At 37.9% G+C, this 13,573-nt stretch carries 12 protein-coding genes; 2 read left to right on the top strand and 10 right to left on the bottom strand.

Going from position 1 to position 13,573, the window contains the following annotated elements; all coding sequences use genetic code 11:
• Window positions 1-902 precede the first annotated feature (902 nt).
• The 10 genes from AC6CHV_RS16725 to AC6CHV_RS16680 form a co-directional block, all read right to left on the bottom strand.
• Window positions 903-1,922 (bottom strand): DnaD domain-containing protein, encoded by a 1,020-nt coding sequence (locus tag AC6CHV_RS16725; protein ID WP_341333148.1) that lies wholly within the window; start codon window positions 1,920-1,922, stop codon window positions 903-905.
• Window positions 1,923-2,085: 163 nt separating this feature from the next.
• Window positions 2,086-2,586, bottom strand: coding sequence for a competence protein ComK (locus AC6CHV_RS16720; RefSeq protein ID WP_341333147.1), 501 nt, complete (start codon window positions 2,584-2,586; stop codon window positions 2,086-2,088).
• Between the two features lie 121 nt (window positions 2,587-2,707).
• Entirely contained in the window at window positions 2,708-3,061 is a 354-nt protein-coding gene (locus tag AC6CHV_RS16715) for a helix-turn-helix domain-containing protein (RefSeq protein WP_341333146.1), read from the bottom strand.
• Window positions 3,062-3,349: 288 nt separating this feature from the next.
• Window positions 3,350-4,408 (bottom strand): BtaManbiosPhlase, encoded by a 1,059-nt coding sequence (locus AC6CHV_RS16710; protein ID WP_121445551.1) that lies wholly within the window; start codon window positions 4,406-4,408, stop codon window positions 3,350-3,352.
• 70 nt (window positions 4,409-4,478) lie between these two features.
• The gene (locus AC6CHV_RS16705; protein ID WP_440273047.1) at window positions 4,479-5,444 is read right to left on the bottom strand and encodes a DUF1861 family protein; all 966 of its coding nucleotides are present in this window, start codon (window positions 5,442-5,444) and stop codon (window positions 4,479-4,481) included.
• A gap of 42 nt (window positions 5,445-5,486) precedes the next feature.
• Window positions 5,487-6,431 (bottom strand): MTP-1 family protein, encoded by a 945-nt coding sequence (locus tag AC6CHV_RS16700; RefSeq protein ID WP_440273046.1) that lies wholly within the window; start codon window positions 6,429-6,431, stop codon window positions 5,487-5,489.
• Window positions 6,431-8,056: a glycoside hydrolase family 13 protein gene (locus AC6CHV_RS16695; RefSeq protein WP_440273045.1), complete on the bottom strand. Its 1,626-nt coding sequence runs from the start codon at window positions 8,054-8,056 to the stop codon at window positions 6,431-6,433. Before AC6CHV_RS16695 ends, AC6CHV_RS16700 begins: the two co-directional genes overlap by 1 nt.
• 14 nt (window positions 8,057-8,070) lie before the next feature.
• Entirely contained in the window at window positions 8,071-8,898 is an 828-nt protein-coding gene (locus AC6CHV_RS16690; RefSeq protein ID WP_121445553.1) for a carbohydrate ABC transporter permease, read from the bottom strand.
• Entirely contained in the window at window positions 8,885-9,763 is an 879-nt protein-coding gene (locus AC6CHV_RS16685; RefSeq protein ID WP_121445554.1) for an ABC transporter permease subunit, read from the bottom strand. The genes AC6CHV_RS16690 and AC6CHV_RS16685 overlap by 14 nt, the downstream gene beginning before the upstream one ends.
• On the bottom strand, window positions 9,763-11,088 hold the full coding sequence (locus AC6CHV_RS16680; RefSeq protein WP_440273044.1) for an ABC transporter substrate-binding protein: 1,326 nt from the start codon (window positions 11,086-11,088) through the stop codon (window positions 9,763-9,765). The genes AC6CHV_RS16685 and AC6CHV_RS16680 overlap by 1 nt, the downstream gene beginning before the upstream one ends.
• Before the next feature lie 354 nt (window positions 11,089-11,442).
• Here AC6CHV_RS16680 and AC6CHV_RS16675 point away from each other — a divergent pair, with 354 nt between their 5' ends.
• Window positions 11,443-12,456: a substrate-binding domain-containing protein gene (locus tag AC6CHV_RS16675; protein ID WP_498079268.1), complete on the top strand. Its 1,014-nt coding sequence runs from the start codon at window positions 11,443-11,445 to the stop codon at window positions 12,454-12,456.
• A 117-nt stretch (window positions 12,457-12,573) separates the two neighbouring features.
• Complete coding sequence (gene manA / locus AC6CHV_RS16670; RefSeq protein ID WP_440273063.1) at window positions 12,574-13,524, top strand: mannose-6-phosphate isomerase, class I; 951 nt, start codon at window positions 12,574-12,576, stop codon at window positions 13,522-13,524.
• The last annotated feature ends 49 nt before the right edge of the window (window positions 13,525-13,573 follow it).

Raw genomic sequence — 13,573 nt, 5'->3', positions numbered from 1 at the left:
TAGAGGGTTCTACTGTTTGAAGTTTTACTTCATTTCAGCTCTAGGAGCAAATATTAGGATTTAAGTTCTTATAAATTCCATTCAACCCAAATCTACCTGTTTATTGCAAAATAAAAGTAAAGACCTTTGCAACAGAAAATGAAGAGTCCTGCACTTTATTTTATAAGTGCCTATAAAAAGACTTGCCAGTCACCCCAAGTCCCACTACATTAATTGTGTCAAGAAATTTGGTAGTGGAGGTAGAAAGGATACTAGCAATTTCTGATATTAATTGAATCAAACACTTACTTAACAAAAAGGATTACCAATAACGAAAATTAAGGAAACTTTAGAGATTAATTGGAGGAAAGCTAAAAATTATGCTGACAAAGATCAGTTACATAAATCAAAGATCAAGAAATCTAAAGTTGGGGCTAGGCCTCCAAAGAGGTAAAGTTTTATAGTGTTAAAGTAAATTAAATGGTGACGTGGAACTAGTAATTTTTTGTGTTTTTTTGTATCGATGGGCGATATACGCTACGATTAAAACGCTCATGTGCGAAGAGAGAGCCATCCTATTAGTGAGATGTTTGAGTTTAGAATAAAGGTTTAACAGTATAAGCAACTCTTTAATAGTGTTCAACAGGAAAGGGGTTGGCCACATTTTTTTTTTGATTCGTTTCCTGGGCGATATATGAGAATGTGGTACCAGAAACATTAGAAAATTTCCCCTCGTCCCCAATAAATATTACTATTTTTCAAATTTCAACAAATTCCCGGGAAATATCTACAAATTATGAGTAGATATCGACAAATAAACTAGTATGAAATGTAGAGAATTGAGGTTACAACGGTCGCCAAGAACAAGAATTTTAGGTTGCATTATCACTCTGACGTTTGCAGACAGGGGAACAGGTCATTTTTCAGTATCCTAACGTATTTATATCACCATCTTCCCTAGGCTTTTTAAGGCGTTCCTCAAACAATCTTTTTTTCTCTTCGAAGCTAGGAGTATGTACAGGTCCTTTGCTCTGATCACGAGTATGAAACCAGTCAGGAAGGAATTCTTGTCTGGTAGTCTTTTTCATAGTTGGATGCTTCGCTTGATGTTTATAGGCAAGCCGTGCAGCATGTACATCATCCAGGGATTGATAGCCTTTATCCACCCAATCTCTTAGGACAGCTTCTACATAATTCCAGCGCTTCGATGAATTTTCTACAGCAAGTTTCATAGCTTCAATCACGAGTTCGTCTGATAAGTCATTACACCAGGCCTTAATTTTATCAGCTAGAAAACTTCCGATTGTACCAAATCCATTTTGCTCGAAGAATCGGAACGGGTCTTCTTTTTCATTGGTTTGCTGTAATTCTTTTGAAGAAGAAGAAGTCTCTGATGTAATCTTTGTAGTAATCTCTGTAGTAATCTTTGGTATAGGTGTGATCAAACTGAACTCCTCGACGTGCCAAGTTGGACTGCTCGACTGTTCAATTTGAACACATGGGCTGTCCAGGTTGAGCACATCGTCTGCTCTATCTAAACATTCCACTTGTTCAGGTTGGTCTGATGGAATAAGTTTTTCCTCCAAGGAAGTAAGGTCCTCGCCAAAACCCTCATCCTTTAATTCATTCAGATTCTCATAATTTATCGAGTACCATTTCGTTTTGTCTAGTTTCAATCGATTGAAGTTTTGTGAGGTTAGGTAGCCTTTGTTTTCTAGTTTAAGAATTGTTCTTCGAATCGTGCTTTTTGAGAGGAAAGGAATTTGTTCGACCAACTGATCATAGGTGAGATATACCCATTTTCGATTAAGTTTGATATGTTTGCTACGTTGGAGCCAGTAGTGGATCTGTTGAAGGATAATACTTTCATTCGTACCGAGCAATTTGGCAAGAGTCGGTACAACAATTATTGGTCGTTCATTCAGTAGTATATTTCCAGACATGTTCGTTCATCCTTTTTGTTTTAATTTGAGGGAGCGGGACAGTAGTTTCGCATCCAGGGGGTTTTTATGTTCAGTTTGCTGCGTCAATAGTAAGTCTGAGGGACAGGTCCAGCGTCTCAGGGAGATGATGTTGATTCATGGGACCAGTCCTCATAACCTATAGTTACATTCCTAGCATTGGATACGCTTGCATTTTTTCTTGTGTTGAATATTGTAAGACGCACATAGTTGTCCGGGTGTATTGCTTTTCTAATAGATAATAAGATTCGTTCATAAGCAGTTGTTGTTGATTTTTGAAATGAATAATGGATTGGATTGTGTTGCTTTGGTGAGAAGGTACGATTGATTTTATATGGTGGTAGAAGATCCAATTGCACTCAAACGCGGTAGGAGAGTGAGTGGGAAACGCAAACATATTTCTTCGGGGATTGATTGGAATAGGTACCTTTTGAATTGCTCCAGTCAGATGGGTGACGGCTTTGCGTCGGCCTTCGTATGTAGAGCCGCCCTCGAGGCAAGCTGCTTTAATGATTTGGAGTGGAGTTTGTCTTATGTAGAGGGTTTGATTTTCCTCTTTGACAATCGCTGAGTACTCGATTTCCTTTGCGGGACGGATAGCCATTGTGTGGGGGTTCACTTCGTAAGTGAGTTGAATGTTTTTCATGTGGTTTGCTCCTTTTTTTGTGGTGGTGGTGCGGGGGATATTATTCAAGAGAAACGTTATTGGTCGGTGGAGAGGTGAATTATCAACAATATTGGAGTAAAGGTAATAAGATTACCAATTATTATTTCATCTTTGGATCAGAAATAATGAACTTCGCCATTGTTCTGTTCATGGTTACTATATCTTCGTGGTATTTCTTTGGGATATCTTGATAGATCTCATCTAATTTAAGCATTAACTCAGGGTGTTTGATTTGGCTCGTGAACTCAAAATCCCCAAATAGTTCTCCAGGATGAATATCAAGTTCAACTGCAATTCTCAATAACAGATCTACTGAAGGTGTTCCAATCCCACGCTCAATTTCACTTAAGTATTTATTGGATATTTCTAGGGTTTTTGCTAGTTCTACTTGGCTTAGTTTTTTCTTTCTACGAGATCTTTTAATACTTTGACCAATAACTGCAACATCTATCATAAAGATCACCTCTAGGACTAGTAAATCCTAGAAAAAACAAAATGGAAACACGCTGTTAGTTGGAGTGTGTTGGAAATCAAACTATCAGTTTGATTTTTGGAAAATTTCTTTTTTAGGTCATAGTGACGCCTCGAAACGCCACGACCGGGATAGACCCGAATAATAGGTTAAGGAATGATTTTAATAAATAGAGTATCGTTGAACACACAAAAAAGAAAGACCGTACATTTACATATATAGTGAATGTACGGTCCTCTATTAATATTTCAATGTCTAGTAGTTTCTAGTTCATTCATATTTTAATGAATCGAGTATTTCAGATAGACTTAATTCCGCACAAGCCATTGAGGTATCTGCAACACCGTAATACATTTTTACAATGTCACCTTCAACCAATGCTCCACATGAAAATACGACGTTTCCGAAGAATCCTTCGACTTCATAGCTTGCTTCTGGTTCAAGAATCGGCTTTTCGGAACGAGCAATTATTTTTGTAGGATCTTCTAAGTTTAGTAAGACGGCACCCATACAATATCGATTATCTTTACTTGCGCCATGATAAAGTTCTAGCCAGCCTTTATCTGTTTTGATTGGAACCGCTCCAGCTCCTATCCGTGCATCATCCCACATATTATCACGTAGACCAAATATAAATTGATGATTCCCCCAGTAGAGTAGATTATCTGATTCAGCAATCCACACTTGAGGAGCGCCGGTTGCACTCGGTACAGGGCGATGTAAGGCATAATATTTTCCGTTTATTTTTTCAGGGAAAATTGTAACGTCCTTATTTTCTGGACTAAAGATCATGCCATGGTGGACAATCGTTTCTAAATCCTTCGTAGATACTAAGGATTCTCCCACACCCATTGGAGAAATGGCACTGAAGTACACATAATAGGTGTCATCTATTTTGGTAACACGCGGGTCCTCAATTCCGAATGTTTCGTGTTGGTTCGATGGATACACAAATGGTTTCTCATCCATTGTAAAATGACGCCCATCTTTACTTCTTGCTAAACGTAAATAGGAGAGCGATGTTAAATAGGCAAACTTGTTTGTTTCTACATCGATAATCACACGAGGATCTGAAAAGTCATACCTTGGATCGTCTGTTCTTAACTCAATTACTTCCAGCTCGTTCGTTGTTGGATTATATACAGGTGCTTTTACAATTTTTGGATCTTCACTCAGAGGTCTCTCTGCAACCCGTAATACAAGAATGGTTTCACCATTATATTCTGTGACTCCGGCATTAAATGCCCCAATTACTTCAAAGTTTTTATGATACGGTGTGACATCCATTGGTGTTAGTAATGGATTTTCTTCATAACGATAGATATTCATCAATTTAACTCCTATTGTTGAATTTGAATTAGAAAGCTAATTCAAAGACATTATTTTATTCGTATTCAAACTATCTGATTTTCCCTTCGACGATATCTCCATATCCTTCAAAAGGATTATCGATGGTGATTCTTCCTTCTTCTGTATCACCAATCCCACTATATAAATCTACTTTCCCGTCAGGTCTCGCTACGATTCCTGAAGTAAAGGCACAGTCCATTAGATTTGGTCGTTTCGCAGGTCCTTCTGGATAACAAGAACGTGTTCCGATGATTTTTTCATCTAGTAATGTATGCGTATGAGGGTCAAAAACAAACGAAACATTCATATACACCTTACGTTCTTCTCCGTTATCAGTGGATTGATTGTAGCATTTATGTCCAATGACTCCGATGTACCCACTGGATAATAGATAACATTGGTTACAACCACCCCATTCATCCTGATCGAATAACCCTTCGATAATAGAGGCATTCTCAATCACTTCTGCATTTAATTCATTAACATGATTGATGGTTGTAAATCCTACAATAGACTCGCTGCCATACTTTTTCCGGATTTCTTCGCTTCTTGGTCTTGAAAAGACGCCAATCTTGTTATCATGTAACTGAACAAGGCGAATATCCTTCATATAATCAGGACCGGTTGTAAAGTAATATAAATTGTCTAATTCGGTACCCTTATAAAAATAACCGTAAAAGGTATCCACTTCACCTTGTTTATAACGAACGTGGGTGCCACCCATCACGAGTTCATGATCAATAAATGAAATATAAGGATCTTCCAATTGATAGATCATGGAATCCTGCACTAATGTCCATTCATCCTTTCCGGTATTCTCGAATAAACGAACCCAAGATCGTGCCCATTCTTCACGTTTCTCTACTCTTCCAAAGAGATAGGTTTTATTCTGATACAAAAAGGGGATGGAGGTGTTGTAGACGTCATAACCATCTACACCAATAAAGGTGAGTGTTGCAGTTTCATATATTGTTTTGGTTTGTTCAAACTGTGCCCTTTTTTCCGCTAAGTTCAAGTGTGAATAACCTCCTTTTTTTCCTAATCCTTGTCTATGCTTTTATTGTTCAAATAATTGAAAAGGATCTGGTATGAGTAGCACCTGTGCGTCTGCATCACTTATGCCAGCATACAATTCTGCTGTTCCGTTTGCTTTACGAACCAATCCTCCACTAAACACGACATCTACTAAATCCGGGCGCTTTGTGGGTCCTTCCAAGAAATCGGCTCTCTCTGCAATGATCTGCATGTTACTGTAATCGCCAGTTTCTGGATTTACGACAAAAATCATGGAGTAATAGTGACGATCTCCAGCCTCATCAAACCGTGCGATATGTCCTAAGACACCGAGCAGGCCATTTGAAAGAAGGTGGATCTCATTTGCGCCACCCCATTCTTCATCTAAAAATTGTTGAAATAATGGTGCACCGTCGATACCTTGTATGGATAACTCATCCAGTGTACGTACTTTGGTAAAGCCAATTTTTCCTCGGCCGCCTTTTTCTCCTTGAGGGCGTGTAAAGATACCGATAGAGCCATCCTTTAACTCCACCAAACGTAAATCTTTCATGCCATCAGGGCCTTCAAAGAACTTTTCTAAAGTGGCAATGTTTTTCCCGCGATAAAAAACAGTTCTCCAGCTCAATGCATCTTGGAGGGTAGGGTGTGGGAAAGTTTCTACTCCTCCTAAAATCAACTCTTCCCCAATCTTTGTGAAGAAAGGATCCTGCAATTGAAAGACCGGACTATTCTCACGCAAGACCCACTGATCGTCATGGTTTTCAAAAATCATGACTTCAGAAGCCTCGCTATCCCTTTTTTCCACTCGTCCTGCAATTACCCATTTTCCTTCATCTTGAAATGGGGCTGTAATGTTATAGATATCTCTGTCCGTTACTCCTGAAAAAGCAATTCTCTTTTTTTCATAAGGTTGTTTTCTATTTGCACGGTATTCTTCAAGTAATTGAATACTAGAAATTACTTTTTTTTCATTCTGTTTGAGCACTACTCTCTTCCTCTCTTTTCCTCGAATATGATCGCTTCGTATGGTAGAAGTTCTATCTCTAACACCTGATTATTCACCACGGAGGCTCTTCGCGAAGATAATAAGACATTGCAAGCAGCATCCAACGAAATCGTTGTACAATCACGATTAAAGTTCAAATACACAATGATCGTTGAATGCTCATCTGTTCTTTTATACATCATTACCTTGTTATCTAGTTGAAGAGTTTCATACCTTCCAATAGCTAATGCAGGAATAGCCTTCCTTAACTTGATTACCTTTTGGTAGAAAGTAAGCATCGATTCAGCATTGTCTAGCTGATTCTCCACCGTTATATCGTTATCGGGTAATGAAATCCAAGGTTCTACTTCGGAAAAACCAAAATAGCTTGTGGACGCCCATTGCATAGGAGACCTTGAGCTGTCTCTTCCATGTTGATTCGCTTCTGCTAACGCTTCATTTTCCTTTTTACCAGCTTGAAGCGCTAGCTGATAAGCAATAACTCCCTGAACATCCTTCATCTTGGAAATATCCTCAATGATCAGGTCGCGCATTCCGATTTCATCTCCATAATAGATAAATGGAACCCCTTTAGCAGTTAACATAAGAGTCGCCATGAGTTTCGCAACTTCTTCTTCATAGCCAGGAATCGCAAACCTTGATATGAATCGTGACATATCATGGCTACCAAAAAACAGGGTAGGGGTTTGATCATCACGATATTCTCTTTCCATATCGACCAATTGTTGATAGATATGATTAACATCAAGCGTTGATATACTACCTAGATTAAATTGAAAGACGACATCCATTTTATTTGTACCGCAGTATTCTTTTAATACGGTTAAATCTTCCGAGCCAACTTCGCCCACCAAAAATGTATCAGGGTACGAATGTACAAACGTTGATATTTCTCTGATGACGTCAAGAATGCCGTCCTGATCTTTATCATTCACATGTAACTGCTTATTCGTATTTGGATCAATTGGATTATTAGGGTAATGATCTTTCACTTTTAAATGATTAATCACATCGAGGCGAAAACCATCAACACCTTTATCAAGCCAAAATTTCATCACATCAAACATGGCCTTTTTGACTTCTGGGTTTGTCCAGTTTAAATCTACTTGTTGCTCAGCAAACCCATGATAGTAATATTGATCAGTCACTTCATCCCATTTCCAAGCTGATCCACCCATGAAAGATTCCCAGTTATTTGGCTCCTTGCCATCCACAGGATCTTTCCATATATACCAGTCTCGTTTTGGGTGATCTATTGATGACTTGGATTCCTGAAACCATTGGTGATCAGATGAAGTATGATTCAATACGATATCAACAATGACCTTTATGTTTCTTGCATGAGCCTCTTCGAGAAAGTTCTCAAAGTCACGCATTGTGCCATAGTCTGGATCAACAGAATAATAATCGGAAATGTCATATCCATTATCTACTTTTGGTGATTGATAGAAAGGAGTTAACCAGATTCCGTCTATCCCTAAATTAGATAGATAATCCAACTTCGATGTGATTCCAATAAAGTCTCCAATCCCATCGCCATTGCCATCACAGAAGCTAGGCATATAAATTTCATAAAAGACTGCTTTTTTCCACCAATTACCCACAATAAACCTCCAGATTATTTAAGTGTAAATTGCATCCCTTCTTGGAACTTTTTCGCGAAGAACAAGAATAAAATAATAACTGGGATGGTTAAGAGAACAGAAGCTGCATACATTGGTCCTGGGTAACCACCGTAAGGGCCGAACATTTGAGAAATTAATACGTTTAATGTCAACATTTCATCACTACGAACAGCGATCATATCCCATAATAATTCCGTCCAGCGTTCTGTGAATAAGAATAGGAAAATAACAGTTGTGATTGATTTCGACATCGGTAAAATGATTTTAAATAAGATTTGCAAATTACTAGCACCGTCTAGTTTTGCAGCTTCGATAAAGGTGTTGGGTATTGCTTTAAAGAAATTGGTATACATGAATATCGCCCATAAGCTAACCGCCTTTGGAATAATTAAACCAAGATACGTATCGTATAAACCTACTCGTTCGATTAATAAGAAGGTAGGAATTAATAAAATTAAGGCAGGGAAGAACATATGGAACAATACAAAGTTATTGACGAAATCTCTTCCTTTGAAAATTAACTTTGATAGAGCGAAAGAAACTAACACTCCGACTAGCATCATTAAAAAGGTTGATGCAAGGGATACGACCACACTATTAAAGAAGGCGTTAAGCCATGGACGAGCTATACCAACATCTCCACCTGAAAATAACCATTCATAGGAACGTAATGTGAATTCTGACGGGATTAATTTCTTATCAACTTGAGACCAATCCGCAAATGAATTTAAAATCAGGTAGATAAACGGATAAACCATAATCAGTAACAAGATAGATGCAATAAGGTAGCGAACGATATAATTTTTCTTAGCTCCAACCATTTCGTTTACCCCACAATTCAATAAGTTTTCTAATAATATAAATAGAGACAAATGTAACAACGGCTGCTATTAAAGCGATTGCGGATGCATAACCAGCTTGCAAGTTCGTAAATGCTCTTGTGAAGATTTCCATTTGCCATGTATTGGTTGCATTGTTAGGGCCTCCACCCGTTAATTGATACACTTCTGTGAAGATACCGAAGCTAACACCAATTGCCAAAATGAGAACTGTATACAATGCTGGGTATAATTGAGGGATGGTAATTTTCCAAAGGGTTTGCCATCTGGATGCACCATCAATTGCTGCAGCTTCATAGATTTCTTTATTAATCCCTGCTAATCCAGAGAATAAAATCAACCCATAATAACCTGTGAATTTCCATGCAAGCATGAAAGACACAACAATTAATGCGGCCGTAGGCGTTCCAAGCCAGTCAATATTAATACCCATCTTTTCTCGAAGAAACGTATTCAGTGGACCATTATATGAAAGAATTCCATTGACAATTAATGAAGATACAACGCCAGAAGATAAATAGGGAAGAAAGAAACCTATTAAATAAAACCCTTTAAATTTTGGTAGCCCATTGACAACAATGGCAACCGTCAATGACAATGCCACTACGATTGGTACGTAAATAATAAGGAATTTATAGGTATTAAAAAACGCTGCTTGTACACCAGGACTTTTGATTGCGTCAATAAAATTACTAAAGCCAACAAAGTTAAACTCTGGTGAAATCAAATTCCAGTCCGTAAACGCTAAAAATAATGACCAGATAAGAGGTATAAAGAAAAATATAATCCCAAAAAGAACGTATGGGCTAGTGAATAGCCAGCCCATACCGTTTGATGTTTTTTGCATTACTTAAGTTCCCCCTCAATAGCATCCACCATATCGTTCCAGGCTTGTTCAGGGTCGATTTCGCCTTTCACGATTTTATTGAATGCATATTGTCCGATAACTGTTTGAATTTCGTTGTATTTAGAATTTTCCATTGATGGAACCCCTAATGCTACAGCTTCTGCATAAGCTTTCATAAATGGTTTTTCTTCAAAATAAGCTGCAAATGCTTCATTTGAACCTAAATCATCTCTTGCTGGAGGAAGGTCTGTCGTTTGAAGCCATTTTAAGTCAGCATCTGGATTAGAGTACACCCAAGTTAAAAACTCCATTGCTGCTTTTTGTTCTTCTTCAGTTGCGGAAGCATAGACTACGACACCTTTTGCGTCAGCAAATGTTTTTGCATTTTCTGGGTCCATATCATCTGGAACCGGTGGTAGACTTAGTGTATAAGTTTCGCCATATACCAATTCAGGATATTTTTCCTTCCAAGTAGAACCTGGAGTCCAAGGTCCAACATCTGTAAAGATTCCTGTGCCTTCTTCAAACGGATCTGTTACTTGTGCAGTTAATACCGCATCTTCGTTTACTAGATTTTGAACAAATTCAAATACTTCAGTTCCAGCTTCTTTTTCTCCAACAAACTCAGTGCCCTGTACAAATGCATTACCATCAGAAGCAGCATTATAGAGCATAAAGAAGTCGAACCATCTCTTCCATGCTGTTGGGTCTGCTAAATCTGGTTTTGCCCACACATATTTGTCAGGATATTTTTCTTTTAATTTTTGAGCGACATCAAGAACTTCACTATATGTTTTTGGTGCTTCTTCAAATCCAAGTTCATTTAGAATATCCAATCTCCAGCCAAATAACATGGAATTGGAGTAAATCGGGAAGATGTATTGACTACCATCGCCTGATTTCCAGCTTTCAATTGTTTCTGTCATTTGACGTGTGCTAACTAACTCATCAAATCCTTCAATTTCATTTAGAGGTACAATGGCTTTACTTTCAGCTAAAAGCGCACCAAATCCGCGGTTGATATTTTCTGACATTGTTGGTGCTTGTTTGGCTGCAATAGCAGACTGAATACTTGCCTCGGAAGTAGGGCTTTCTTTAATAGCCGATACATTGACTTTAATATCAGCATTTTCCTTTTCAAACTCCTTCGCCATTTCAGACCAGAAAGCTTGTTGAGTTGGGTTAGGAGCTGCCCAAAACTCAATTGTAGTCACTCCTTCTTCCTTATTGCCCGAAGAAGAATCATTACCTGTGCTACAACCGAATAAAGCAGTTGCAGTTAATCCAATTGTGGCCAAAAGTGTAGCTGTTTTTTTGAACTTCATCTTTTATTTCCCCCTTGTTTTACAATTACTCTTACCTTGTTTAATCGCTTACAAAATGCGTTCATAAGGTAGGTTTCGTTGTTGGTTTAATTATTTTTTCCTAGTAACTTAATAAAATACGTAAATAGTATTTTATAATTACAAAGGTAATTACAAGGTTGTTAAATGTAGATTTGTAATGTTACTAGAATTAATTACATTTTGATTATAATGTTAATGTAACGTTAGTGTCAAGGAAGAAGGAGTTCTTCAACATCTTGTCAAATTTAGATTGTTATCTTCCATATTGATATTTTTAGTGGTATTATTGTTGTAACGTTACAAAAAGATTTCGTAATGAATCTAGGAGGAAATATGAAAAAGAAAGTAACGATGCAAGATATTGCAGATAAATTGGGGATTTCAAAAAACTCCGTATCACAAGCTTTAACTGGAAAAAGTGGAGTGAGTGCAGATACCAAACGATTAGTTGAAAAAACTGCAGCGGATCTAGGATATGTATATAAAGGAAAAAAGACAGTCTCAAAAGAAAAAAGGAATCTAACGATTGGCTTGATTGCTACGGAATTTGCCTTTTCCCTTAAGAGTTTTTTCGGGGAAATCTTTTTATCGATCGAACAAAATGCCATTAATAACAAAGTAGACCTTCTGATACAATCGATTTCGGAATCTTCAAAGGAACATTTAATTTTACCAAGTTTCATAGAAGAAAAAAGAGTCGATGGGATCATCATCGTATCTCATATCAGTTTGGAATATATCAACAAAGTGATTTCCACTGGTATTCCTACCGTATTAATTGACCATCATCATCCATTGATACAAGCTGATGCAATCTTAACGAATAATAGGTTTGGAGCTTATACAGCAACGAAACACCTTATTGATTTGGGGCATCGCGACATTGCTTTTGTGGGGAATATTAATTTCTCACCAAGCTACTACGAACGGATGGAAGGGTATTTATTAGCATTGAAGGATGGAAATATCACGCGAAATGAGGAAGTCATGTTTCTTCATATAGAAGAAAATAGTGCTGCAATTGACCAAACGATTAAATCGTTAACTAACGTGCCAAGTGCTTGGTTATGTGTCAATGATGGATATGGTTTTATGGTTAGTTCATCACTAAAGAGTATAGGACGTAAAATACCGGATGATGTGTCAGTATGCAGTTTTGATAACGGTCAATTATCTCAACTATCTGATCCTCCAATCACAACAATGGCAATGGATTTAAAGTTATTTGGATCTTATGCGTTTAAACAGTTACTCTGGAGAATTGATCATCCAAATGAACCGATGCAAGAAATATTACTCCCGGCTAATTTAATTCAAAGACATTCCACAAGTGAATGTAAACAGTAGGTTCGGGATACAGTTCCTTTGTATTAGTGATTCATTTATTGTAGAAAGTGGATTTGAAGAAATACTACATTTATTTTTATCCGATTAATTAACAGAAGTAATGGAAAGGGAAGTGCTATTGTGAAACAACCAATTTTTCTAACACCACAATTTCAGGAACGTATTTGGGGCGGTACTAAATTACGAACGGAATTTGGCTATCAAATCGAATCAGACTTAACAGGCGAGTGCTGGGCTGTTTCTGCACATCCAAATGGGCAGAGTGTTGTAAATCAAGGTCCCTATGAAGGGAAAACCCTTGGGGAACTGTGGGAAGGACATCGCGAGCTCTTCGGTGATATGGAAGGGGACGTATTTCCACTTCTAACCAAAATTCTAGATGCCAATAATGATTTATCGATTCAAGTCCATCCAAATGATGAGTACGCGAACGAGCATGAAAATGGCGAACTTGGTAAAACCGAATGCTGGTATGTAATCGACTGTGAAGATGATGCAGAAATTATCTATGGGCATACAGCTCAAACGAAAGAGCAGTTTGTTTCGATGATTGAAGAAGGCAAGTGGGACCAATTAATGAGTCGTGTGAAGGTAAAGCCGGGCGACTTCTTTTATGTACCAAGTGGAACCATTCATGCCCTATGTTCGGGTGTTCTTATTTTGGAAACCCAGCAAAGCTCCGATACAACCTACCGCGTCTATGACTATGACCGAGTCGATCAAAATGGGAACAAGCGTGAATTGCATATTCAGAAATCAATCGAGGTAAGCACCATTCCACATGAAGAGGTGACAGTAAAGCCTAGCATTGAACAAATTTCAGGTGCTACGATTACTACTTTTGTAAAGGAACATTACTTCTCTGTGTACAAATGGGATATTGAGGATTCTGCAGCCTTCCATCAGGACAAGCCTTTTCTAATCTGCAGTGTATTGAGCGGTACTGCTGAAATTGTAACAGAAGAAGGTAGTTTTTCAATTAAGAAAGGCAGTCACTTTATCTTACCAGCGGGACTAGGTGAATTTGAAGTGAAAGGGAACCTGGAATTAATTGTTTCTCATCCATAAAAGGGACGATGGGGTAGGGGATTTTTCTCATGCCCCATTATTATTGGAA

The sequence above is a fragment of the Ferdinandcohnia sp. GQ5 genome (assembly GCF_059759275.1).
This window is presented reverse-complemented; position numbering and strand designations above follow the sequence as displayed.